The organism is Streptomyces sp. NPDC043680 (genome assembly GCF_056436685.1).
In genome coordinates this window covers 25,288-48,435 of sequence record NZ_JBWKCE010000029.1, presented here as the reverse complement: position 1 = coordinate 48,435, position 23,148 = coordinate 25,288, and the positions used below count along the sequence as shown (strand labels likewise).

Genomic DNA, 23,148 nt, shown 5'->3' with positions numbered 1-23,148 from the left:
GTGTTCACCGGGTACCGCCTTCCACGGCCAGCAGTTCGGCGGCCTTCTCGCCCACCATGAGGACTCCGATCATCGGGTTGACCGCGGGCATCGTCGGGAAGACCGAGGCGTCCGCGATCCGGATGCCGTCGAGGCCGCGCACCTTGAGGTCCGGTCCCACGACGGCGGAGGGATCGTCGTGGGCGCCCATCTTGCAGGTGCCCGCCGGGTGGTAGACGGTGTGGGCGACCGAGCGGGCGTACGCACTCAGCGCCTCGTCGTCGGTGATCTCCGGCCCGGGACAGACCTCCCGCTTCAGCCATCCGGCCAGCGGTTCGGTCGCGGCGATCTCGCGGGCGAGCTTGATGCCGTCCACGAGGGTGCGGCCGTCGTAGTCCTCCTCGTCCGTGAAGTAGCGGAAGTCGAGGGCTGGTTTGGCCTCGGGGTCCGCACTGGTCAGGTAGAGGCGGCCGCGACTGCGGGGCTTGGGGATGTTGGGGGTCATCGACACCCCGTGCGCGGGGCGTTCGTAGCCGATGCGCTCCGGGTTGTCGGTGAAGGGGACCTGGTAGAAGTGGAACATCAGGTCGGGGCCCGGGGAGTCGGGGTCGCGCCGCACGAACAGGCCGGCGTCGCTGTCCATGGCCGAGTTCTCGGGGATCGGGCCGTCGGTCTCCCAGACGATCACCGACTCCGGGTGGTCGAGGAGGTTCTCGCCCACTCCGGGCAGATCGTGCACCGGCGGGATGCCGAGGGCCTCCAGGTCGGCGCGCGGGCCTATGCCGGAGTGCAGCAGCAGCCGCGGGGTGTCCACGGCACCCGCGCACACGAGCACCTCCCGGCGTGCGGTGATCAGCGATTCCGCGCCGTCCTTGTCCCGTACGTGCACACCGCGCGCCCGGCTGCCGTCGAGTTCGAGGCGGTACGCCCAGGTCTCCAGGAAGATGCGGAGGTTGGGGCGGTCGTCCATCACGGGGTGGAGGTAGGCCACCGACGCGGACGAGCGCTTGTTGTCCTCCGGGTGGTAGGCGAGGTCGAAGAAGCCGGCGCCCTCGTGGAACGGCTTGCGGTTGAAGCCCTCGACGAGCGGTACGTCCAGGGCCGCCCGGGCGGCGTCGACGAAGTCGCGGGCGATGGCGTTGCGGTCCTTCTCGGCCACCGGGACGATGTTGTTGAGGAGCTTGTCGAAGTACGGGTCCATGGCGGCCGCGTGCCAGCCCTCGGCGCCGGCCTGCGACCACTCGTCCCAGTCGGAGGGCAGCGGCTTGAAGGCGATGAGGGTGTTGTGCGAGGAGCAGCCGCCGAGGACGCGGGCGCGGCTGTGGCGGATGTGGGAGTTTCCGCGGGGCTGCTCGGTGGTGGCGTAGTCGTAGTCGAGTTCGCCGCCGAGCAGGCCCATCCAGCGGCGCAGGGTGAGCACGTCGGGCCGGTCGACGTCGCTGGGGCCGCCCTCGATGACGGCGACGGTGGTGCCGGGGTCCTCGGTGAGGCGGGAGGCGATGACCGAGCCGGCGGTTCCGCCGCCGACGACCACGTAGTCGTACTCCTGGACCGGTGCGGCCACGGCATCCGTGTGCGTGGGGGTGTTGGGGTGCGTGGTGATGGTTCTCCTCCTCCTTCAGCCCGCGAACCAGCGCACGGGGCGCGGAGCGAGGTTCTGGTACACGTGCTTGGTCTCGCGGTACTCGGCCAGGCCCGCCGGGCCCAGTTCGCGTCCGATGCCGGACTTGCCGAAACCGCCCCACTCCGCCTGCGGCAGGTAGGGGTGGAAGTCGTTGATCCAGACGGTGCCGTGGCGCAGCCGGCCGGCCACGCGGCGGGCGCGGCCCTGGTCGGCGGTCCACACCGCGCCGGCGAGCCCGTACTCGGTGTCGTTGGCGAGCGCGACGGCCTCGTCCTCGGTACGGAAGGTCTCGACGGTCAGGACCGGCCCGAAGACCTCCTCCCGCACGACGCGCATCCCCCGGTGGCAGCCGTCCAGGACGGTCGGCCGGTAGAAGTAGCCGGGCCCGTCCGGCCGGGTGCCGCCGGACCGCAGTACCGCGCCCTCGGCGAGTGCCGAGTCCACGTACTCCTGCGTCCGCGCGAGCTGGGCCGCGGAGACCAGGGGGCCGCACTCGACGCCCGGGTCGGTGCCGCGGCCGAGGCGGATCCGGTCGGCCCGGCGGGCGAGCTCGGCGACGAAGCGCTCCGCGAGGCGGTCCTCGACGATGAGGCGGGAGCCGGCGGAGCACACCTGGCCGCTGTGCATGAAGGCGGCGTTGAGGGCCTGGTCGACGGCGGTGTCGAAGCCTTCCTCGGTGTCGCAGGCGTCGGCGAAGACGACGTTCGGGTTCTTTCCGCCGAGTTCGAGGGCGACCTTCTTGACGGAGTCGGCCGCGGCACGCATGACCTTCGTACCGCTGGCCAGGCCGCCGGTGAAGGAGACGAGGTCCACGTCGGGGTGGGCGGACAGCCGGGCGCCCACGGGGTCGCCCGCGCCGGTCACCAGGTTGGCGACGCCGGCCGGCAGGCCGGCCTCCGCCAGCAGGCCGATGAGCGCCACCGTGGAGAGCGGGGTGATCTCGCTCGGCTTGAGGACGAAGGTGTTGCCCGCGGCGAGGGCCGGGGCGATCTTCCAGCTGGCCTGGAGCAGCGGGTAGTTCCACGGGGTGATCAGGGCGCACACACCGACCGGTTCGTGGACGACGACGCTGTGGATGTCGGGGGACCCGGCGTCGACCACGCGTCCCGCGCTCTCGCCGGTGACCAGGTCGGCGAAGTAGCGGAAGGCGTCTGTGACGCAGTCCACGTCCACGCGGCCCTCTTCGAGGGTCTTGCCCGCGTCCTGGCTCTCCAGCAGCGCGATGTGCTCGCGGTCACGCTGGAGGAGCTCGGCGGTGCGGCGCAGCAGGGCGGCACGCTCGGCGACCGGGGTCTGCGGCCACTCGCCGCCGTCGAAGGCGGCCCGGGCGGCGCTGACGGCGGCATCGGTGTCCGCGGTGCCACCCTCGGCGACGACGGCCAGGACGGTGGCGTCCGCCGGGTCCAGGACCTCGCGGGTGGCTCCTGAGACCGCGGACCGCCAGGTCCCCGCTATGTGGATGGTGTTCTGCTCCGACACGACGCGCTGTACCTCCGCTTCCGGCGCCGCGGCTCACCCGCGGCGTCATTGCAGTCGGCGCGCTTGCCCCATCCCCCGGCACACATGCCCCATCCGTCACTGGAAGTGACGGGAGTCACGCCGCGTAAAGGCGCTTCCGGTGGGGGGTGCGCGGATAGCCGGGCGGGCGGGAGGCGGCGCGGGCGGCCGAGTGCCGAGCGGCCCGGACTCGGCCCCGACGGCCCCGCCGCACGACGACGACCCTGCCGAAGTGGCCTCGACGGCCGTGCAGTTGACCGAGCACGCAATGAACGTGATGCGTTGGTGCGGGAGTTCGGGCGAACATGTGTGCATGGTGAAGGCAATGCGGGGGGCTTTTTGAGAAACCTTGTTGAATAACCCCTGAGGGCCGAGGCCGCCTTGATTTGCGCCTGTCAATCGGAACAGGGTTCTCCAGAAGGTTTGACGCCCCACACGTCACCAACGAGGAGAACCCTCTACATGGCAACTCACAAGCGCCCGCGCGGATTTCGGTATGCGGCAGTGGCGACGGGAGCCGCGACCGCGGCTGCTGTGGCCCTGCTCGCCACCCCCCTGGCAGGGGCGGCGACACCGGCCGAAGGCACGGTGTACGGACTCGGCGCGCCCGGCGCGATCAGCGGCAGCTACGTCGTCATACTCGACGCCTCCGCGGACAAGGGGAAGCTCGCCCACAAGTACGGTGGCGAACTGCAACGCACCTACAGCTCCGGGGTCAACGGCTTCTCGGCCTCGGGCTTGAGCGAAACGGAGGCCAAGCGGCTCGCGGCGGACCCGGCCGTCGGCAAGGTCGTGCAGAACAAGAAGTTCACGATCAACGCCACTCAGGACAACCCGCCCTCATGGGGACTGGACCGGATCGACCAGACCGCGAAGAGCGGGGACAAGAAGTACACCTACCCGGACAGCGCCGGTGAAGGGGTGACGGCGTACGTCATCGACACCGGCATCCGCGTGACCCACAAGGACTTCGGCGGCCGCGCCACGCACGGCTTCGACGCGGTGGACAACGACGACAGCGCAGACGACGGCAACGGCCACGGCACGCACGTGGCCGGCACCATCGCCGGCACCGGCCACGGCGTGGCCAAGAAGGCGAAGCTGGTCGCGGTGCGGGTGCTGGACGACAACGGCTCCGGCACCACCGAGCAGGTCGTCGCCGGGATCGACTGGGTCACCCAGCACCACTCCGGTCCCTCGGTGGCCAACATGAGCCTGGGAGGCGGCGCCGACGAGGCGCTGGACGAGGCGGTACGCCGGGCCATCGCCTCGGGCGTCACCTTCGCCGTCGCGGCGGGCAACGAGTCGAGCGACGCCGGGAAGGGCTCCCCCGCCCGTGTCCCGGAGGCGATCACCGTGGCGTCGAGCACCGTCGACGACGCGCAGTCCTCGTTCTCCAACTTCGGCTCCGTGGTGGACCTGTACGCGCCGGGCTCGGACATCACCTCCGACTGGAACGACAGCGACACCGGCACCAAGACCATCTCGGGCACCTCGATGGCCACCCCGCACGTGACGGGCGCCGCGGCCGTGTACCTGGCCGGGCACCCGTCCGCCACACCGGCCCAGGCGGCCGCGGCCCTTGCCGGGGCCGCGACCAGCGGGGCGGTGACCAACCCGTCCACGGGCACGGTGAACAAGCTGCTGAAGGTGGCCCCGTAACAGCTGCGGAACCGCTGCGGAGCGGCCCTGCCCTCCTCCGCCCCCACCAGGGGCGCGCGGAGGGCAGGGCCGCTCCGCACGCGTGCGCGGGCGTGCGGAGCGCGGGGGTGCCGGGTGCGGGGGTGCGGGTGATTCAGTCGGCGGCGGACTGCCAGACCGTGGTGACGTTGCAGAACTCGCGGATGCCGTGGCCCGAGAGTTCGCGGCCGTAGCCGGAGCGCTTCACACCGCCGAAGGGGAGGGCGGGGTGGGAGGCCGTCATGCCGTTGATGTAGATGCCGCCCGCCTCAAGGTCGCGGACGAAGCGGGTGATGTCCTCGTCGTTGCGCGTCCACACGTTGGAGCTCAGGCCGAAGGGCGTGTGGTTGGCGCGGTGCACGGCCTCGTCGAGGTCCGCCACCCGGTAGAGCGTCGCGACCGGGCCGAAGGTCTCCTCCTGGTCGATGCGCATGTCCGCCGAGATGTCGGCGAGGACGGTCGGCTCGTAGAACCAGCCCCGCGGGTGGTCGGGGGGCCGGCGGGCCCCGCACAGGACCGCCGCCCCGCGGCTGACGGCGTCCTCGACCAGTTCCTCCAGGTCGGCGCGGCCCTTCTCGGTGGCGAGCGGGCCGACGTCGGTGGACTCGTGCATCGGGTCGCCGACGCTGAGCGCCTTCATGCCGGCGGTGAAGCGTTCCGCGAAGGCGTCGTACACGTCCGCGTGGACGATGAACCGCTTCGCGGCGATGCAGGACTGGCCGTTGTTCTGGACCCGTGCGGTGACGGCCGTCCGGGCAGCCCGGTCGAGGTCGGCGGAGGGCATCACGATGTACGGGTCGCTGCCGCCCAGCTCCAGGACCGTCTTCTTGACCTCGTCGCCCGCGACCGAGGCGACCGAGCGCCCGGCGGGCTCGCTGCCCGTCAGGGTCGCCGCGGCGACGCGCGGGTCGCGCAGGACCGCCTCGACGGCGCGGGAACCGATCAGGAGGGTCTGGAAGCAGCCGTGCGGGTAGCCGGCCCGTTCGAAGAGTTCACCCAGGTAGAGGGCCGTCTGGGGGACGTTGGAGGCGTGCTTGAGCAGGCCGGTGTTCCCGGCCATCAGCGCGGGCGCGGCGAACCGTACGACCTGCCAGAGGGGGAAGTTCCACGGCATCACGGCGAGGACCACGCCCAGCGGCCGGTAGTGCGTCCGGACGGCCGAGGCACCGCTGTCACGGACATCGGCGTCGGCCGGGTGCTCGTCGCGGAGCAGGGCCTCGGCATGGGCGGCGTACCAGCGCATGGCCTTCACGCATTTGGCCGCCTCGGCGCGGGCCGCACCGAGGGGTTTCCCCATCTCGGTGGTCATGGTGCGGGCGATGTCCTCCGTCTCCGCCTCCAGGAGCGCTGCGGCACGCGTCAGGAGCCCGGCCCGTTCGGCGAAGCCGGTCGTGCGGTAGGAGGCGAAGGCCCGGGCGGCATCGGCGATGCGCCGTTCCGTGTCCTCGGGGCCCAGTTCATCGAAGGTACGTACGGTTTCACCTGTCGCAGGGTTCACCGTGGCAATGGACATGCTCGCCTCCAGAATCAACCGCCGTCCCCCCGACCCTCCCCCCTCCCCCAGCCCCCCGCAACGCGTCCGGAACCGGCGGGCCGGGGGATGGGCCCGGTTGCCGTAATCGCCCGGACCCCGCCGTCATGCTCGGGTGCCGGTCCAGGCCCCCCTTGCGGGCTGCCCGCCGTCAGTCCGCCGCGCGCAAGCCGTCCAGCGCGCCTGAGCACGCACGGGTTTTCACCGCGCAGCGCACTCCCGATCCGGTCCGTCCGCCAGTCGTCAGCCATGGACGGAAACTACTTGATCGTGATCCGTCGGCTCGCCAGGAGCACCTGAGGGCCCCGGCGCGGCAGCCGCAGGGGGCGGCTGCCGCACGCACGGGGACCCAGGCGGGTGGGTTGCCGTCACCCCGAGGGGGCGGAGCCGTGCGAGGAGCCGTGGGAGGGCTCGGGCGCGGGGCCGGGCGGGGAAGCGGGCGCGGAGCCGTGCTCCGCACCGTGCGCCGAGCCGTGGCTGGAGCCCGTCGCCAGGGTCCCGCCGAGGCGGCCCTGGACGGCGCTCAGGGCTTGGGCCGACGGGCCGGTGACGACCCAGCGGGTGCCGACCAGGTAGGTGCCGCCGTACATCATGGCTTCGTCCAGCCAGGCACGCTGACCCTGGTCGGCCGCGAAGGTGGCCATGCGGAACGCCTCCTGGCCCGCCCCGCACGCCCCTTCCCGGAGTTCCTCCGCGTCGACCGTGATCTCGGGTGTGCAGCCGAGCGCGGCGGCGAGGTCCTGGAGGCCGGCGGGCCGGCCGGTCGGGGCCGCAGCCGCGGCCGGGGCCTGCGACGCTCGTGCGGCGTGCGCACCGTCGGCGCCGTGCCCGGTGGAGGCGCACCCGCCGCACACGAGTGTCGCCAGCAGGACGGCGGCCGCGGTGGCCACGGTGGCCGTGGCGGGGCTGCGGGGTGAGGGCCGCACGGCTCAGCCGGCCTTCGCCGGTACCTTCTTGCCCGCGGCGGTGACCGCGAACCAGAGGCCCTGCTTGTTGTGTCCGTTCGTCTGGCCCGGTTCGGTGTCGCCGGTGAACAGATAGACGGGCCAGCAGTCGATCGTCAACTGCTCCGTTCCATCCGGCCGCTTGACCGATCCCACCAGTGCGGCGGGTATACCGGACGTCTTCTCCTTGTCCACCGGCGCCGCCGGTTTCCAGGTGTCCAGGCAGGCCCCGACACAGCCGAATTTCATGGGCCAGGCACTGTCCTTGTCGAATCGGTAGAGCGTGCGCCACTGCCCGTCCACGAGAATCTTTCCGAGTTTCTCGTTGTCCGCCACGGAAAGCTCGGTCCCGGAGTTTCCGGACGCGCCCGCACCCATGCCCATGCCCATGCCGCCGCCCCCGCCCTTCTGGGCGATGGCCTTCTTCCCGTCGGACGCCAGCGCGTGCCAGGTCCCCCCGACGCCCTCGCCCTTCGCCTCGCCCGCCTTGGTGTCCTTGGCGTAGCGGTACACGGGCCACCCCCCGAGGGTCAGCTGCTTGCTGCCGTCGGAGCGGGCGACCGAACCGAGGAGGCCGGCGTCGATGCCGCCGGAGGCCGAGGCGTCGTCCGCGGGGACCGGCGGCCAGGCCGTGGCGCAGTCACCGTCGCAGGTGGACTTGGGGGGCTGGGCGGTGTCCTTGTCGAAGCGGTAGAGGGTCATCCCGGCGCTGTCGGTGACCACGCTGCCGACCTCCGCGATCTCGCGCACCGACAGCTGGCCGGCCTTCGCACCGCCCGCGCCCCCCGCGGCCGCGTCGGCCGACCCGTCCGCGGAGCCGTACCCCGATCCGGAGCCCAGCGCGGAACCGGAGCCCGAACCGTAACCGGAGTCGTACGCGTTTCCGAGGTTTTTCCCGGCTCCGGCCGGCTGGACGGAATTCGCCGACTTGGAGGTGTCCGAACCGCTTCCGCATCCGGCCGCCAGCAGCAGAACCGCCACCACTGATCCGGCTGTCGTCACTCGACGGTGCTTCATCTTCACGATCACTCCTTCGGGTTCAGCCCGGTGATTACGTCCACCGGGTTATTCATAAGGCCAGACGACCCTGCCGAATTCGGATTCCCGGGAATTTGTCAGATCGCGCCAAAGGGTGAACTCGACCAGGCCGCCGCCGTTTACCGCGAGCTCATTCCTGAATGCGCAGCGCGAGCGCGGGGCAGCGGCGCACCGCGCGCAGCGCCTTCGGGCGCAGCCGTCCGGGCACCGGCATCACGGCCTCCGCCGGGTAGCCGTCGGCGTCCAGCCGGACGATGTCGGGCAGCAGGTCCACGCACAGGCCGTGGCCCTTGCACAGCGTCCAGTCCACGACGAGCCGCTCGGGGTTCTCGTCGGCGGGCAGGGGCAGGGCGCCCAGGACCCGCCGTCCGCAGCCGCTGCCGAGGGCGTGGTCGCGGAGCTCCTCGGGGAACACGGCGAGTGCGGAGGCCACGAAGGAGGCGGTGCCGTCGGGGTGGCTGCACGCGCCGCGGCGCCGTACGGAGCGCATCCGTGCCTCCACCGCCTCCAGGGCCGCCCGCCCTCCGCCGCCCACGAGGTCCTCCACGACCCCGGCGAGCGAGGGAAGCCCTCTGACGCAGGGGCCGCACTGTCCGGCGGATTCCTCGGCCATCCAGCGGGTCACCCGGGCGATCTCACCGGCCGGGCACGTGTCCTCGGGCAGCGGCAGCACGGCGCCCGCGCCCAGGACGGCGTCGGCCGAGGCCAGCGACTGCCGTGACAGCAGCACCGAGCGGGCCGCCGCAGGGCCCAGCCACCGGCCGTGGTAGCCGCCGACCAGGACCCCCTGGCCGGGGCCGGCCCCGCACAGGTCCAGGACGTACGCCAGCGAGGTCCCGGCGGGCACTTCCACGACCGTGGATCCGCCGACGGTCAGCAGGATCGTGCCCGGCTCGGTCGGCAGGCCGGCCATCCGGTAGCCCGGGGCGCCGAGCCGGGCGGCGACGGCGAGCTGGGCGTACGTCTCGGTGTTGGAGAGCAGGGTCGGCAGCCCACCGAGGCCCCGTTCGCTGGTCCGCACCTTCTGCCCGGACGGGAGCGCCGGGCCGCCCTCCAGGCCGCGTACCAGCGCCGTCCCCTCCCCCGTGACGAAACGCTCGGGAAGTCTGACGACGCGGACCCGGCTGCCGGCCGGGCCGCGTTCGGCAACGGCTGCGCGCAGCGACCCCTCCACATCCTCCCGGGTGACGCCGACGACGACGTCCTCGGCTCCGAGCGCGGCCGCCGCCAGCAGGGCACCGTCGAGCACCAGGTGCGGGGCGTGCAGCAGCATGGCGGTGTCCTTGAGGCAACTCGGCTCGCCCTCGCTGCCGTTGACGACGACGGCGGTGCGCCCGTCGCGGCCCCGGGCGGAGCGCATGACGGCCCGCAGCTTGCGGGCGAACGGGAAGCCCGCTCCCCCGCGGCCCCGCAGGTCGATCGCCTCCGCGAGCTCCACCAGGGCGTCCGGATCGTACGAGGGCAACGGGCCGTGCACCGCGAGGTGCCCGGCCCGGTCGAGCCGTTCGGCGACGTCGAGTCCCGCGAGCAGCCGGGGCTGGCCCACGCAGCCGAGGGCCGGGCGTGTGACACCGGTCACTGCCGCCCCCGTACCCCGCCGAGCGGCTCGGGCCGGTCGGCACCCGCGCCGAGGCTGCTGGATATGAACACCGCCTGGTACGCGGGCCGTTCGGCGACCAGCGCAGGGGCCGGCACCTGGGGCGCCGGCGCCCCGAGCGGTTCCTGGCCGGCGGAGCGGCGGTCCGACTGCCGCGCCAGGCGGGCGGTCAGGCGCTCGGCGGCCCACTCCGCGGGCTGCCGGACGAACTGCTGCGGGGGCCGGGGCCGCCGCGCGGGCGGGACCGGCGCGGCGGGGGCGGCGGACGGCGCGGTCGCGGGCCGAGCGGGAGCGGACCGCAGCCTCGACCGCAGGCGTACGGCCAGCACGGCTGCCACCCCGACCAGGCAGAGGGCGTAGGCCACGGTCACCCAACCGCTGGCGGCGCGGCCGGACTTCAGGCCGTGCACCAGGGAGGCCCCCCAGGCCGGGTAGGCCCCCACGTGCAGGGCCCGCCACCACAGGGAGCGGCCCTTGGTGGCGAAGGCACTGCGCACCGCGCCCGAGACCGCCACGGAGACGAAGAGGTATCCGGCCAGGGTGCCGAGCCCGATCAGGAAGGGACGGTCACGGTCGGCGAACGGCACGAGGACGGACGCGGGTCCGGTGTGCGCCTCGGCGACCTTCACCCAGACGTGCAGGACGAGGAAGCCCAGTCCGGCGACGGCGAGGCCGCGGTGCGCGCCTTGGGCGACGAGCCGGTGCCCCGAGCTGAGCAGAGTGCGGTCGGTGGCCGCCAGCCCCCACAGGACGGCGGAGGTGAGCGAGACGAGCGAGAGCACGCCCGCCCCGAAGTCGAGGAAGTCCCACAGGTGCGTGAGGGCGCCCGCCCGGGCGGCCACGGCCACCGCGAGGAGGGCGGCCAGGGCGGCGACGGCCAGGGCGGCGGGGTGCAGGCCCCCGGCGGCCGACAGCAGGGGCGGCCGCCGTACCGCCCGTCGGCCTGCGGCCGCCGCTGCGGCCGCGCCGGCGTGGCGTCTGGTGCGGCGGGCCCGGTGAGAGCGGGGCGCACGGGTCTGGGACAGGGGCATCGAGTTCTCCCATACGCCCAGGCCCGAGGCACTCCACCGCACTCGGCGCCCGGGGTAGTCGACGGAACTGCTCCGCGGCGGGCGGGAGATGGGTGCCTCGCCGACCGGGAGCGGGGGCCGGAGTGCAGAAGCATCGTGGAGCCACGCAACGCCTCCACAGTATTTATCGAATCGTGACAAGTTCTTGCGCGCGTGGCATCGTCATCCCGAACGTCCGCGGAAGATTCCCTTCCAACGGTGCGGTGGCTGCCCGGGGTGACGCCTTGTCCGCCGCCACACCTGCCCCGCGGCAAAAACGAGGCAAAGCCGCGGGACCACAAGTGGATGGCACTCTCCTGGAGGGTGTACGAGGTGCTCAACTCCCGTTCGGCACAGGCGCCGACCAGGGAGGGAGGCGGCTCGACAGGCCTGCCACCCTTCCACGGGGCAGGCCGTACCCCGGCATGAACGAGGTAACAATGTGCGAACTGCTGAACCGCATCTGGGCCCGCCCCCGCGGCGAATGGACCCGGGTGCTGCGAAGGGAACTGCCCGCGCTGGCCGCCGGGATGGTGGAGGAGATGAGGGAGGAGATCCCCGGGTTCTCCGGCCTGGTCGACGAACTCGACGCGGAGGTGGTCAGACAGCGGGTGGAGGCGGCCCTGCTCACCGCCCTCGGTTATCGCGAACCGGCGCCGCGGCAGCAGGACCCGCCGACAGCGCACCCGTCCACTCCGCCACCGGCGCCGGCACCCGTGTCGGCCCCGGTCCCCGCCGGGGCCGCGGGCGAGGGCCCCGCGGCGGGCAGGGAACCCGGCCCCTGCGAGCGCCCGGGTTCCTTCCAGAGCCCGGATCCGTACGAGGGAACCGGCTCCTTCCGCAGCCCGGATTCCGCCGAAGGCCCCTCCGCCGAACACCACGGCCGCAGCGAACCGGCGGTGTGCGAACCGGCCCGCCGACGCAGCACGGCTCCGCTGACGGTGGTGCCTCCCGAGGGACTCGGGGCCCCGCCCGAACGGGCGCGGCGCGAGCTCTTCTCCGCCCTCACAAGTGACATGCCCATGGCTGAAATGGCCCTCACCGAACTGGCCGGCGCGGCAGGCTGGCCCCTCCCCTCCGAGATACGCGCCATCGCCATGGCGACGCCCGGCGAGACGCAGCAGCTCGCCGCCGTACTGGACGACGGCTTGGCGGGCATGGTCGGCGCTCAGCCCTGCCTGCTCGTCCCCAGCCCCGATCCGGACACGCGCACCGCCCTGGAGACACTGCTGCGCGGGCGGTTTGCCGCCGTCGGCCACCCCGTCGCCCCGCGGGACACCGCTTCCTCCCTGCGGTGGGCCCTGCGCCTGCTGGCCCTGACCCCCAACCGCGCGGGCATGGACGCGCGGCCCCTCTTCGTCGACGACCACCTCTCGACCCTGCTCCTCCTCCAGGACGAACCCCTGGCGCACGCGCTGGCCGCGCGCTGGCTGCGCCCCCTGGCCGACCTCACCCCCCGCCAGAGCGAACGGCTCGAAGTGACCCTCCTCGCCTGGCTGGAGGGCGGCGGCGCCCCCGAGGCCGCGAAGGCACTGAGCGTGCACCCCCAGACGGTCCGCTACCGGATGCGCCAGCTGGAGAAGCTCTTCGGACCCGGACTGCGCGACCCCCGTACCCGCTTCGAACTGGAGCTCGCCCTGCGCAGCCGCCGCCTGATGGCCCAGGTGCGGCGCCAGCACTCACGGGCGGGCCGCAAGGTGCGGGCCGCCGCCACCGAATTCCGGCCACTGGGCGTGGGCCGCATGGCCCGCGTCAACGGCCTCTGACCCCGGCCTGCTCGACCGACAGACGGCCCCGGCCCCTTCCCGCGCACGCGGTACGAAGGGGCCGGGGCCGCCGCACGTGCATGCCGTCAGCGGTCCACGAGGACGCCCGAAGCCCCGGCGCGCAGCGCGGCGTCGAGGTCGAGCAGCTCGGCGTGGGCACGGGAGCAGGAGCCGCAGAGGGCCAGATGGCGGACCAGGCCGCGGCTGCGCAGGGCGCCCCGGCGGCGGACCGCCGCGCCGAGCACGCCGGCGTAGTGGCGGCAGCAGGGGTCGGCCACCGTGTCGACATGGGCGCGCAGGTACGCCTCGCGCAGTCCCTCGCGGGCGCGGAAGGCCAGGGAGGTCACCGCGCTCGGCGTGATGCCCAGCAGCAGCGGGACGGGATGCGGGCAGTCGTCCTCGACCAGGGTGTGCCACAGGACGGCCTTCCAGCGCTCGGGCAGGGTGTGGAAGGACCGGGCGACGAGCCTGCGGTCCTCGCTGTCCAGCAGCCTGCGCTGCGGTTCGTCCCCGCTCGGCGCGGGACGGCACCACGCCTCGACGTCGGGGGTCAGGACGGTCCGTCCGGCCCCCGCCCGCCATTCGACGGCCGTGTGCCGGACCACTGCCAGCAGGTACGGGCGCCAGCGCTCCCGGGGTCCGGCCCCGGAGCGGACGGCCTGGAGGGTCCGGATGAAGGCTTCCGAGACCAGGTCCTCGGCCTCGTGCGGGGCTCGGCGGCAGCAGCTCCGGGCGAAGGCGAGGGCGGCGCCGCTGTGCCGCCGGTACAGGGTGTCGCAGGCGTCCGGGGCCTGCACACCGGCCTCGTACGCCTCGCGCAGCTGCCGGATGAGCTCCCGGTCGCAGGGCTCGGCCATGGTGCTCCTCTGGGGTTCCCGGGCGACGCGGGCACCGTCGCCGACGGACCTGCGGGCCCGCGCGGCGGCGGGGCCCGCGGGCCCGCGGGGCGGCGGTGCACGCACGGACGCGGTGCCGGTCCGAAGTCGGCTTCGGACCGGCACCGTTCTCGGGGCGGAGCCGGGGAGGTAGGAGGAGAGCGCCGCCCCGAGGGTCTCAGCGGCAGGCGCGCCCGTCGTTGATGCAGCGCACCGCCTTGCCCATCAGGCCGTCCGACATGACGTTGATGAAGTCTCCGTGGTCGGTCACCGGCTTGTGCAGCTGCTCCGGGAAGCTGTCGACCGCGAAGCGCGAGCCCGGCGGCACGCTGTAGGTGATCCGCTGGACCAGCTGCGGGAGGGCCTTGAAGCCGGCCTTGCAGGAGCCGTCCCGGTTGGCGAAGGCCACGTGGGTGCGGTGGTTGGCGCTGTCGATGTTCTTGCCGTCCCAGCAGCTCTGGAAGGTGAAGGTCCGGACCACGTCACTGCCCTTGGGGCAGACCGGGTACTTGTCCTTCAGCTGGCGGTTCTCGAAGCCGGTGCAGCTCCACGAGGCGTTGGCGTTGCCGGGGCCGTTGGTGAAGGCCTTGGCGTCTCCCGTGATGATGCGCAGGAAGCGGGGCATGGCCACCACCTTGCCGACCGGGCTGCCCTTGAAGTCGATGGTCACCTGCTTCGGCCGCAGGATCGTCCCGACGTTCGCGTCCTGTCCGCCGCCGGGCGCCTTGGCGTCCCGTTCCGCCCGGCCGTCCCGCAGGCGCAGCACGGGCCAGTAGTACGTGGACTGGTCGCCGTTGGTGCAGGTGGTGCCGGACGCCGCGAGGCTGTTGTTGGTGGAGAAGGCGTCCGTGGTCTTGTTGCCCACGTAGTCGTGCATGTGGTGGGCGCCGTTGCTCACACCGGGCGCGACGATGACGTTGTCGGGGTTGAAGTGGCCGTTCTCGTTGCGCCCGCACTGCACCGAGAAGGACCCGGTGGACGCGCCCGAGCGGTTCGCCGGCTTGCGGACGTTCGGCCGTACGGTGCCGATGGCGACGAAGTCGCTGCGGGCGGGGCCGCCCTTGCCCTGGCGGGCGCCGTCCTGCTGCGCGGCGGCGCCCTGTGCCGCGAAGCCCTGCGCGTCGCCGCCCGCGCCCGGATCGTCCGCCGGGTCCGCGGCGGGGGCCTCCTTCATGCTGCAGGCGCTGAGCGCGTCCAGCCCTTCGGGACGGGCGTCGCCCGCCTGCCCGATCGCGTCGGAGAGCGAGGCGATCGTCTTGCCCCGCTGCTCCTTCAGGCCGCCGAGCAGGGCGTCACCGCGGGCCCGGCCGGAGGAGAGCTGCCGGTAGGCGTCGGCGACCTGGGTGTCGAGCTGCGCGAGCTTCTCGTCCACCGCGGGCCGGGCCTGGTCGGGTACGGTGCGCAGCCGGTCGCCCACGTCGGGGCAGTCGATGGTGGCGGTCACCGGCGCCGCCGCGGCGTCCTGCCCGGCGAAGGCGCCTTGGGCGACGATCACGGCCCCGCCGCCGCCCAGGACGAGGGCGGACATCACGGCGAGGGCCTTGTGCGCAGGCCGTAGACGGCGTTTGTGGCCCTTTTGACTCATGCGATCACTTCACTTCGTCGGTCGGGAAAGAGGGGCGGAAGGGGACGGCGGGGTGTCCGCGAGGCCGTCGAAGTCGACCAGCCCGCTGGCTTCGAGGACCGTGATGTGGTCCAGGACGGTCGCGTTGGCGTCGGTGGCCAGGGCCCGGACCATGGAGTTGCGGGTCTGGGCCCGTACTTGGGCGACCAGCGCGAACACCTTGCCGTGCGCCCGGCGCAGCAGCTGGATGAACAGCGCTTCGTACTGGGGACCTTGGGCCGCGTCGAGCTGGTCGAGCCAGCCCTGCTGCTGGGCGGAGGGCCGGTTCGGCAGTTCGACGCCGAGGGCCTGGCCCACCTCCATGACACGCCGGTCCAGTTCGGTGTGGCCTTCGACGAGGTGCTCCCCGGCGGTGCGGATCGCGGGGCGTTTGCCCCGCTGCAGGGCCTGCCGTCCGGCGGGCATCTCCCACAGTCCGGCGAGCCGCACCTTGCGGACGAAGTCGCGGTCCTGCGGGGTCAGGGGGCCGAAGGCCGTGCTCAGTGTGCCGGCGCCGTCGTCGTCGCCGGTGGCGGCCGGGCCGGCTGCGGCGGCCGAGCCGCCGAACTTCTGCACGGGGATCAGCAACGCGATCAGGGTGAAGGCGAGGGCGCCGATGACGACGCCCGTGGCCATCACATGTCTCGAAGCGACCGACATGCTGCCGATGGCCGACCGACGGAATGACAGCACTGTGCCTCCTGGGTACGGGGACCGGGGACCGGGTGCCAAGGGACGCTAGTGCCCTGTGTGGTGCCCGTGCAGAAGGACCATCACGAATGGACAAACATCCGGGCAAGGCCTCGAAAGGCTGGTACCGTGCCGACCCGCTCAGCGAGCCTGGTCCCGCTCCGGGTCCGCCGCCGGCAGCGGCCTGCCGCGCGCGATGAGGAGGGCGACGTCGTCGCGGTCGTCGGGCTGGCGCAGGGTGCGCAGGAGCAGGTCGCAGGTGTCCTCCAGCGGACGGCCCGGGTCGCCGAGCAGTGCGGTGAGGGCCTGCAGCCGGATGTCGATGTCCTGGTCGCGGGTTTCGACGAGGCCGTCGGTGTAGAGGACCAGTTCGTCGCCGATGCCCAGGTCGAGGGTGGAGGCCTCGAAGGGGACGCCGCCGACGCCCAGGGGTGCCCCGGTGGGCAGGTCGAGGAGTTCGGGCTCGTGCCCGGGCCGGGTGCGTACGGGGGGCAGGTGGCCGGCGGTGGCGATGCGGCACCTGCCGTGGTGGGGGTCGTACACGGCGATCACGCAGGTGGCCATCGTGTGGCCGAGACCGGTGGTGGTGTGGTCGAGCCGGGTCAGGACCGCCGCGGGGTCGAGGTCGAGTTCGGCCAGGGTGCGGGCGGCGGTGCGGAGTTGTCCCATGGTGGCGGCGGCGTTGATGCCGCTGCCCATGACGTCCCCGACGACCAGGGCGGTCTTGTCGTCGGGCAGCGGGATGACGTCGAACCAGTCGCCGCCGACCTCGCCGACCGCCGCGGCGGGCTGGTATCGGTAGGCGATCTCCAGGCCCGGGGTGGGGGTGGGGTGGTGGGGCAGCAGGTGGCGCTGGAGGGTGAGGGCCGCATGACGCTGTCTCTGGTACCAGCGGGCGTTGTCGATGCAGACGGCGGCACGCGCCGCCAGCTCGCTGGCGAGCAGGAGGTCGTCGTGGTCGAACGGCAACGGGTTCTCGGTGCGTTGCAGGCCCATGACGCCGATGACCTCGCCGCGGGCGATCAGGGGCACGGCGAGGTACGAATGGAGGCCGGCCTCCGCGAGGAGGGCGGCGGCCTCGCTGTCCCGGGCGATGCCCCCCAGTTTCCCGGGGCTCACGTGCGCCCGCAGTATCGGACGGCCGGTGTGGACGCACTGGGTGACCAGGCGGGTGGAGTCGTAGCGCGCGAGGGTGCCGACGGGGTCGGCCGCTCGGGTGGCGGGGGTGGGGCGCGCCGCCTTGATGGCCAGGGCGCGGAACTGGACGGTCCCCTCGGTCTCACCGCCGGGCGGGTGGTCGCCGAGGACGGAGTCGAGGACGTCGACGGTGACGACGTCGGCGAGCTGCGGGACGGCGATGTCGCCCAGCTCCCGGGCCGTGACCCAGAGGTCGAGGGTGGTCCCGATGCGCACGGACGCGTCGGCGATCAGCGCGAGCCGCTGACGGGCCATGGCGATGGCGGTCGACGCCTTGTGCTGCTCGGTGACGTCCACGACGGAGGCCGCGACCCCTATGGGTTTGCCCGCCGGGTCCTCAAGCCGGTACAGGGAGAGCGACCAGGCGCGGTCCTCGTCGGGGGCGGCCGGCGTACGGCCGGTGGTGAACCGGTTCAGCTGCGGTGAGCCGCTGTTCAGGACCTCGCGCATGGCGTCCTCGACGGCCTCGGCGTCGAGGAAGGGCAGGGCCTCGGTGACCCGGCGGCCGATGTGCCGGGAGGCGGGCAGGCCGTTGATGCGTTCGAGGGCGGGGTTGACCAGGACGTAGCGCAGGTCGGTGTCCAGGACGGCCAGGCCGATCGGGGACTGGGCGACCAGCCGCATCGACAGGGCCAGGTCTCGTTCCACGCGCCGCAGTGTGGCCTGGTCGGAGGCGATGCCCAGAGCGTAGCGCCGGCCCTGCTGGTCCTCCAGCCGCATGTTGCGGAATTCGGCCAGTCGGGTGCTGCCGTCCTTGCGCAGGACGGGGAAGACGCCCGCCCATGGTCCACCGCCGGCCATCACCTTCTCGAAGAGGGAGAGGACGATCCCGAAATGCTGCTCGTCGACGAGCAGCTGGGCCGCGAACCGGCCCAGCGCCTCCGAGGCGGTGTAGCCGAAGAGCGCCTCGGCCTGCGGGCTCCACAGGGCGATCCGGCCGTTCTCGTCGAGGACCACGGCCGCGACGCCGAGTACGTCGAGGAGCCCCGGCCCGGTGGAGGGGCCTGGGCGTGCCGGTTCGCGACCGGCCCGGGAGGCGTCCGCCGTACTCATGCCGGCCCACTCCTTCCCGTCCACGGCCAAGGGGAGCGGTCGGTCGGCCCGCTCGTTCCATGCCCCGGGCTGCCCGGGTGCTCCCATCCTCTCTCCACTCCCCCGGACCGGCAGCCGCAGGAGCGTGCGGTTCGGCCGTCAGGCGGGTGCCGCGGCCCGGCAGGGCGCACGAACCCTCCGCGCGGGGTATCCAGGAGGCATGGACCCCCGGCCGACACGAGCCCGCCTCGCGCTGCTGTCGGTTCCGTTCGCCCTGATCGCCGCGGTGACCCTGGTCGACGTACTGGCGCCGCCCGAGGTCCACCTGGGACCCTTCCTGGTCGCCGCCCCGGCCGTCACGGCCTCCTTCGCGGGGCCCCGGACGGACCGGCTTCGTGGGCGCGGTGGCGGTGCTCGCCCAGTCGCTGGTCGCCGTGGCCAGGACCAACCTCACGGACCTGAACCACACCATCCAGATCATCGCCCTGGTGCTGATCTCGATCTTCGTCACCCTGCTCGCGCACGTGCGCGAGGTCCACGAGCGGCAGGTCGTCCAGCTGCGCTCGGTGGCCGAAGCGGCACAGCAGGTGGTGCTGCGGCCGCTGCGCGAGCGCATGGGCCCGCTGCGACTGGTCTCCGTCTACCTGGCGGTCGAGGCGGAGGCCCGGATCGGCGGGGACCTGTACGCCGCCGCCCGTACGCCGCACGGCACCCGGCTGATCATCGGCGATGTCCGGGGCAAGGGGCTGGAGGCGGTCGGCGAGGCGGCCCTGGTCCTCGGCGCCTTCCGGGCCGCCGCGCACCAGGAGCACGACCTGCCGGGGCTGGTCGCCCATCTGGAGGCCGCGGTGGCCCCCGACCCGGACGCGTCCGACGGGGACGCCGCCGATTCCGCGGAGGCCTTCACCACGGCGGCGGTGCTCGACATCCCGGATCAGGAGATGACCGTGCACCTGGTCAGCTGCGGGCACCCGCCGCCCCTGCTGCTGCGCGCCGGGCGGGCGGTCCCCCTGGAGGTGGACCACCCGGCGCCGCCGCTCGGCCTGACGCAGTACGTGGACTCCGGGTACGCGGTGCAGTCCTTCTCCTTCGAGCCGGGCGACGTCGTCCTCCTCTACACGGACGGCGTCATCGAGGCCCGAGACCGGGGCGGCTCCTTCTACCCGCTGCGCGAGCGCGCCGCGGGCCGGCCCGGCGACGGCCCGGCCACGCTGCTGCACCACCTGCGCGCGGATCTGCTCTCCCACGCGCCGGGGGCCAGCTGGGGGACGACGCGGCGATGGTGGCCATCGAGCGCGTGGCCGACCGCTCCTGATCCCCACCCGCCGGCCCTCGCCGAACCCCTCGCCGGGGGCCTCGGTGAGGACCTCTCCGAACCCCTGACCGGACCCTGTGGCGGACCGCTCGATCCGAGCGGTCCGCCGGCCTGTCCGCGAGCCGGCTCGTGCGCCGGACGAGGGTCCGATACACCCGGCGTGACAACAGCTGCGGCGTGTCGGCCAGTTGTCCGGATATCAGCTCGTTCGTGAGGAGCATACGGCCCGGCCTTGCGGATGATTCGCCCGGACGTCCTGTGCAACAGGGTGGTGACGCCATCGAATCCACGGAAGGAAACGGCTCTTCGTGAACATGAAACGCCTCGCGTCGACGTTCGCCGCCGCAGGCCTCCTGGCGGTCACCGCGCCCGTGCTCTCCGCGACCCAGGCGACGGCCGCCCCGGCGGAGTACGCCCCGCAGAAGCCCGCCTGGCACCGCTGCAGCGCCGACCAGCCGGCTGCGTTCGAGTGCGCGACCCTCAAGGTGCCGCTCGACTACCGGCGCCCCCAGGGCCGCACGATCGATCTCGCGATATCCCGGATGAAAAGCGGGAACCCGGCCGAGCGGCACGGCGCCCTGCTGCTCAACCCCGGCGGCCCCGGGGGTCCGGGGCTCGATCTGCCGCTGTTGATGAACGAGGCGATGCCCAAGGAGGTGCGCGAACGGTACGACCTGATCGGCTTCGATCCGCGCGGCGTCGGCAGGTCCAGCCCGATCACCTGCGGACTGACGGGCGCGGAGCAGAACTTCAACCGCCCGTACAAGGAGGAGACCTTCCCCGCGGACGTGGCCTGGGCGCAGACGGTGGCGGACAAGTGCCGCGAGAAGGCCGGTTCCGTACTGCCCTTCATCACCACGCGGAACACGGCGCGGGACATGGACGCGATCCGCTCGGCGCTGGGCGAGCGCAAGCTCTCGTACCTCGGCTACTCGTACGGCACCTATCTGGGCGCGGTGTACGCGCAGATGTTCCCGAGCCGCACCGACCGGTTCGTCCTCGACAGCGGGGTGGACCCGGCGCGTGCCTGGCGCGGGATGATCCAGGTGTGGGCGACCGAGGCCGAGCCGGCTTTCAAGCGGTGGACGCAGTGGACGGCCGCGCGGGCGGGCGAGTTCGCGCTGGGGGACACCCCGGAGGCCGTGTCGCGGACCTTCTGGGACCTGGTGGCCCGGGCCGACCGCGAACCGATCGAGTTCGAGGGCCAGAAGCTCACCGGTGACGACATCCGCACCGCGCGGGCGCTGTTCTTCTACCCCGCGCAGGCGGCGCCGGTCGTCAAGGCCCTCAAGGACGCCGCCGACGGCAAGCCGGTCAAGCTGACGCCGTCCCAGTTGAAGCTCCTCAAGCCCGCCGCCGAACCGGCCTCGGACAACGACACGGCCGTGTTCTGGTCGGTGGTGTGCGGTGACACGGAGTGGCCGCGCTATCCCGAGCAGTACGCGAAGGAGGCCGCGCAGGACAAGGTCACGTACCCGCTGTACGGGGACTTCGCCTCCAACATCAAGCCGTGCGCCTACTGGCACCGGCCGATCGAGCCCACGACGGCGATGAAGACGAAGGCCAACGTGCTGACCGTGCAGAACGAGTGGGACTCGCAGACCCCGCTGGTCAGCGGGCAGGGCCTGCACCGCGCCCTCAAGGGCTCGCGGATGGTGCTGGCGATGGGCGGTGAGGGCCACGGCGTGTACCTCTTCGACGCCGCCTCCTGCGCCAATGCCCCGGTCAACTCCTACCTGGCCACGGGCAAGCTGCCCGCCGAGGACGTGACGTGCCGGACGGCGCCGCCCTCCGCCGAGCGCCGCACGGAGCTGGTCCCGTCCTCGCCGCAGCGCTTCCCGGCCCTCACCGACGGAAGGTTCTGACCGGAGCCCGAAACCGACGCCCCGGACCCCGCCCGTCGCGCGGGACGCCTCCACGGCGTCCTCGATCCGGCGGGCGAGGTCCGGGGCGTCCGTGCGCGCCGCGCCCAGCCCCGGGCAGGGCCGCCCGGTGGCGCGCGGGGTCACGGCCGGGGGTGTTCGCCGAGCGGGTCCCGGGCCGGGGAGCCGGCCACCGATCCCTTGGCCGCGGGGCCCGCGATACGGCTGCCCCGCAGCGGGGTCAGCAGCCCGGCCCCGACGATGAGCAGGCAGAACACCCCGCCCGCCACGCTGACCCGGGGCACCCCGTGCCGGTCGGCCAGTACGACGAGGGCCGCCGCGCCCACCGGCCCCGAGGCGTTGTGGACGGTCCAGAAGGCGGCGGTGACCCGGCCGAGCAGGTGGTCCGGGGTCACCTCTTGGCGCAGGGTCATGGAGCAGACCCCGCCGAGGGTCATGCCGAACATGAACACGGCGGCCAGCAGCGCGATCACCACCACGCTGCGGCTGACCCCGGTCCCGCCCACCGCCGCGCCGATCATCGCCACCGAGCCCAGCCAACAGGCGCCGAACCCGAAGGTACGGCGCAGCGGCCCCGCGGCGAGCGCCGCCGCGACGACACCCAGCCCGCTGACCGCCATCACTGCCCCGAGGGTGGCCGCGTCCTGGTCCAGGTCTTCCCGGACCCGGTAGATGAGCAGGTCGGTGGCGCCCATGGTGAGGAAGGTCAGCAGGGTGAGCAGGACGGTCAGCGGGCGCAGGACGCGATGGGTCCACAGGAAGCGGAAGCCCACGAGGAACATCTCGCGCAGCTTCCCGCTGCCCCCGCCGGCACCACTGCCGCTGCCACTGCCGCCGGCGGTTTCGGCCCGCCCGAAGGTCACCCACCGCAGGCTGGCGGCGGAGACCAGGAAAGTCGCCCCGTCCACGCCGAGGGCCCAGTCCGCCCCCACCCCCGCGGCGATGAACCCGGCTGCCACCGGCCCGAAGAGGGTGCCGACGGCGAAGGTGCCCATCAGTCGCCCGTTGGCGGCGGTGAGGTCCTCGGGCCGCACCAGGTTCGGCACCGCGGTCACGTACGCCACGTCGAACAGCGTGTTCAGGGCGGTGACCAGCGCCGTCAGGACGTACAGCACCCACATCCGGGGGCCCGCCAGCCACAGGAAGGGCACCGCGCCGAGCAGTACGGCCCGTACGAGGTCGCAGGCGATCATCAGACGGCGGCGGTCCGTCCGGTCCACCACGTAACCGGCGAACATCCCGGTGGCGATGCCGGTGACTCCGGCGGTCACGGTGATCAGGCCCATCCGGACGATGGACCCGGTGGCGTCGAGGACGAGCAGCGGCAGCGCGAGCAGCGTGATCGAGCCGCCGAGCACGGACAGGGTCTGGCCGAGCCAGAAGACGTTGAAGTCCCGGTTCCGCCCCAGCGCCGAACGGGCGGGCACCCCTGCTCAGCCCAGCAGCGCGTAGACGGTCGACGCCGTCGCGGCCGGCTCGTGCGCCCCCTGCGGGGTCATCGTGATGTCGGCGAAGGCCATCCGCTTGCCCAGCTTGGTGACCCGCACCTCGATCAGCACGTCCTCCCCGACGACCGGCCGCTGGAAGCTGGTCGACTGCTGCACGGTGGTCATGGGCCCGTACGCGCCGCGCGCCGCGGAGATCGCGACGACGGTGGCGGTGTCGGCAGCGGCCATCAGGGCCTGTCCGGACAGGCCGCCGCCGTCCCTGGCCAGCGCATCCGACCAGGGAAGCCGCAACACGGCGTGCCGCTCGCCCGTCTCCTGAACGCTCAGCCCGAGAGCGAGCACCCAGGGGGCGAAGTTGTCGCTGAGGATCTTGTCCGCGTCTGCGGGTGTCAACGTCATC

General features: G+C 73.2%; 16 protein-coding genes and 2 pseudogenes. 4 read left to right on the top strand and 14 right to left on the bottom strand.

What is annotated here, in order from left to right; translation table 11 throughout:
- Positions 1–4 precede the first annotated feature (4 nt).
- Both AC0666_RS32670 and AC0666_RS32665 read right to left on the bottom strand, forming a co-directional pair.
- Complete coding sequence (locus AC0666_RS32670) at positions 5–1,543, bottom strand: GMC family oxidoreductase (RefSeq protein ID WP_478708968.1); 1,539 nt, start codon at positions 1,541–1,543, stop codon at positions 5–7.
- Between the two features lie 54 nt (positions 1,544–1,597).
- On the bottom strand, positions 1,598–3,082 hold the full coding sequence (locus tag AC0666_RS32665; RefSeq protein ID WP_468969301.1) for an aldehyde dehydrogenase family protein: 1,485 nt from the start codon (positions 3,080–3,082) through the stop codon (positions 1,598–1,600).
- A gap of 480 nt (positions 3,083–3,562) precedes the next feature.
- Here AC0666_RS32665 and AC0666_RS32660 point away from each other — a divergent pair, with 480 nt between their 5' ends.
- A complete protein-coding gene (locus AC0666_RS32660; RefSeq protein ID WP_468580695.1) occupies positions 3,563–4,762 on the top strand; it encodes a S8 family peptidase in 1,200 nt (399 codons plus the stop codon).
- Positions 4,763–4,895: 133 nt separating this feature from the next.
- On the opposite strand, the gene AC0666_RS32655 is transcribed toward AC0666_RS32660, so the two are convergent.
- The 6 genes and pseudogenes from AC0666_RS32655 to AC0666_RS32630 all read right to left on the bottom strand — a co-directional run bounded on the left by AC0666_RS32655 (position 4,896) and on the right by AC0666_RS32630 (position 10,921).
- Positions 4,896–6,293: an NADP-dependent succinic semialdehyde dehydrogenase gene (locus tag AC0666_RS32655; protein WP_478708967.1), complete on the bottom strand. Its 1,398-nt coding sequence runs from the start codon at positions 6,291–6,293 to the stop codon at positions 4,896–4,898.
- Positions 6,294–6,433: 140 nt separating this feature from the next.
- Positions 6,434–6,562: pseudogene (locus AC0666_RS32650) on the bottom strand (diadenosine tetraphosphate hydrolase); the annotation flags it as partial.
- Between the two features lie 117 nt (positions 6,563–6,679).
- A complete protein-coding gene (locus AC0666_RS32645; protein WP_468969295.1) occupies positions 6,680–7,237 on the bottom strand; it encodes a hypothetical protein in 558 nt (185 codons plus the stop codon).
- 3 nt (positions 7,238–7,240) lie between these two features.
- Positions 7,241–8,272, bottom strand: a complete 1,032-nt coding sequence (locus AC0666_RS32640) for an SCO0930 family lipoprotein (RefSeq protein ID WP_468969610.1) — start codon at positions 8,270–8,272, stop codon at positions 7,241–7,243.
- Between the two features lie 151 nt (positions 8,273–8,423).
- Positions 8,424–9,872 (bottom strand): NADH-ubiquinone oxidoreductase-F iron-sulfur binding region domain-containing protein, encoded by a 1,449-nt coding sequence (locus tag AC0666_RS32635; protein WP_468969293.1) that lies wholly within the window; start codon positions 9,870–9,872, stop codon positions 8,424–8,426.
- On the bottom strand, positions 9,869–10,921 hold the full coding sequence (locus tag AC0666_RS32630) for a hypothetical protein (RefSeq protein WP_468969290.1): 1,053 nt from the start codon (positions 10,919–10,921) through the stop codon (positions 9,869–9,871). Before AC0666_RS32630 ends, AC0666_RS32635 begins: the two co-directional genes overlap by 4 nt.
- A gap of 443 nt (positions 10,922–11,364) precedes the next feature.
- Here AC0666_RS32630 and AC0666_RS32625 point away from each other — a divergent pair, with 443 nt between their 5' ends.
- Positions 11,365–12,705 (top strand): PucR family transcriptional regulator, encoded by a 1,341-nt coding sequence (locus AC0666_RS32625; RefSeq protein WP_478708966.1) that lies wholly within the window; start codon positions 11,365–11,367, stop codon positions 12,703–12,705.
- An 86-nt stretch (positions 12,706–12,791) separates the two neighbouring features.
- Here AC0666_RS32625 and AC0666_RS32620 read toward each other — a convergent pair whose 3' ends face one another.
- The 4 genes from AC0666_RS32620 to AC0666_RS32605 all read right to left on the bottom strand — a co-directional run bounded on the left by AC0666_RS32620 (position 12,792) and on the right by AC0666_RS32605 (position 18,123).
- Positions 12,792–13,562: an RNA polymerase sigma factor gene (locus AC0666_RS32620; protein WP_478708965.1), complete on the bottom strand. Its 771-nt coding sequence runs from the start codon at positions 13,560–13,562 to the stop codon at positions 12,792–12,794.
- A 196-nt stretch (positions 13,563–13,758) separates the two neighbouring features.
- Positions 13,759–15,165: a DUF1996 domain-containing protein gene (locus tag AC0666_RS32615; RefSeq protein WP_468969281.1), complete on the bottom strand. Its 1,407-nt coding sequence runs from the start codon at positions 15,163–15,165 to the stop codon at positions 13,759–13,761.
- 9 nt (positions 15,166–15,174) lie between these two features.
- A complete protein-coding gene (locus AC0666_RS32610; protein ID WP_468580706.1) occupies positions 15,175–15,843 on the bottom strand; it encodes a DUF4142 domain-containing protein in 669 nt (222 codons plus the stop codon).
- Between the two features lie 171 nt (positions 15,844–16,014).
- Positions 16,015–18,123 carry a SpoIIE family protein phosphatase gene (locus AC0666_RS32605; protein WP_478708964.1) on the bottom strand — a complete coding sequence of 703 codons (2,109 nt, stop codon included), beginning with the start codon at positions 18,121–18,123 and terminating at the stop codon, positions 16,015–16,017.
- A gap of 199 nt (positions 18,124–18,322) precedes the next feature.
- Between AC0666_RS32605 and AC0666_RS32600 the strand changes: the two are divergent.
- Both AC0666_RS32600 and AC0666_RS32595 read left to right on the top strand, forming a co-directional pair.
- Positions 18,323–19,417, top strand: a pseudogene (locus tag AC0666_RS32600) (PP2C family protein-serine/threonine phosphatase).
- A gap of 314 nt (positions 19,418–19,731) precedes the next feature.
- Positions 19,732–21,282, top strand: a complete 1,551-nt coding sequence (locus AC0666_RS32595) for an alpha/beta hydrolase (RefSeq protein WP_478708970.1) — start codon at positions 19,732–19,734, stop codon at positions 21,280–21,282.
- 140 nt (positions 21,283–21,422) lie between these two features.
- Here the strand turns inward: AC0666_RS32595 and AC0666_RS32590 are convergent, their stop codons facing one another.
- Both AC0666_RS32590 and AC0666_RS32585 read right to left on the bottom strand, forming a co-directional pair.
- The gene (locus AC0666_RS32590) at positions 21,423–22,727 is read right to left on the bottom strand and encodes an MFS transporter (protein WP_468969274.1); all 1,305 of its coding nucleotides are present in this window, start codon (positions 22,725–22,727) and stop codon (positions 21,423–21,425) included.
- A 6-nt stretch (positions 22,728–22,733) separates the two neighbouring features.
- Complete coding sequence (locus AC0666_RS32585; protein ID WP_468969271.1) at positions 22,734–23,147, bottom strand: PaaI family thioesterase; 414 nt, start codon at positions 23,145–23,147, stop codon at positions 22,734–22,736.
- Between the last annotated feature and the right edge of the window lies 1 nt (position 23,148).

Coding starts and splice junctions, on each gene's coding strand:
- AC0666_RS32660 (WP_468580695.1), top strand. CDS start 3,563: ATGGCAACTCACAAGCGCCCGCGCGGATTTCGGTATGCGGCAGTGGCG.
- AC0666_RS32655 (WP_478708967.1), bottom strand. CDS start 6,293: ATGTCCATTGCCACGGTGAACCCTGCGACAGGTGAAACCGTACGTACC.
- AC0666_RS32640 (WP_468969610.1), bottom strand. CDS start 8,272: ATGAAGCACCGTCGAGTGACGACAGCCGGATCAGTGGTGGCGGTTCTG.
- AC0666_RS32630 (WP_468969290.1), bottom strand. CDS start 10,921: ATGCCCCTGTCCCAGACCCGTGCGCCCCGCTCTCACCGGGCCCGCCGC.
- AC0666_RS32625 (WP_478708966.1), top strand. CDS start 11,365: ATGAACGAGGTAACAATGTGCGAACTGCTGAACCGCATCTGGGCCCGC.
- AC0666_RS32620 (WP_478708965.1), bottom strand. CDS start 13,562: ATGGCCGAGCCCTGCGACCGGGAGCTCATCCGGCAGCTGCGCGAGGCG.
- AC0666_RS32615 (WP_468969281.1), bottom strand. CDS start 15,165: ATGAGTCAAAAGGGCCACAAACGCCGTCTACGGCCTGCGCACAAGGCC.
- AC0666_RS32610 (WP_468580706.1), bottom strand. CDS start 15,843: ATGTCGGTCGCTTCGAGACATGTGATGGCCACGGGCGTCGTCATCGGC.
- AC0666_RS32605 (WP_478708964.1), bottom strand. CDS start 18,123: ATGAGTACGGCGGACGCCTCCCGGGCCGGTCGCGAACCGGCACGCCCA.
- AC0666_RS32595 (WP_478708970.1), top strand. CDS start 19,732: ATGAAACGCCTCGCGTCGACGTTCGCCGCCGCAGGCCTCCTGGCGGTC.
- AC0666_RS32585 (WP_468969271.1), bottom strand. CDS start 23,147: ATGACGTTGACACCCGCAGACGCGGACAAGATCCTCAGCGACAACTTC.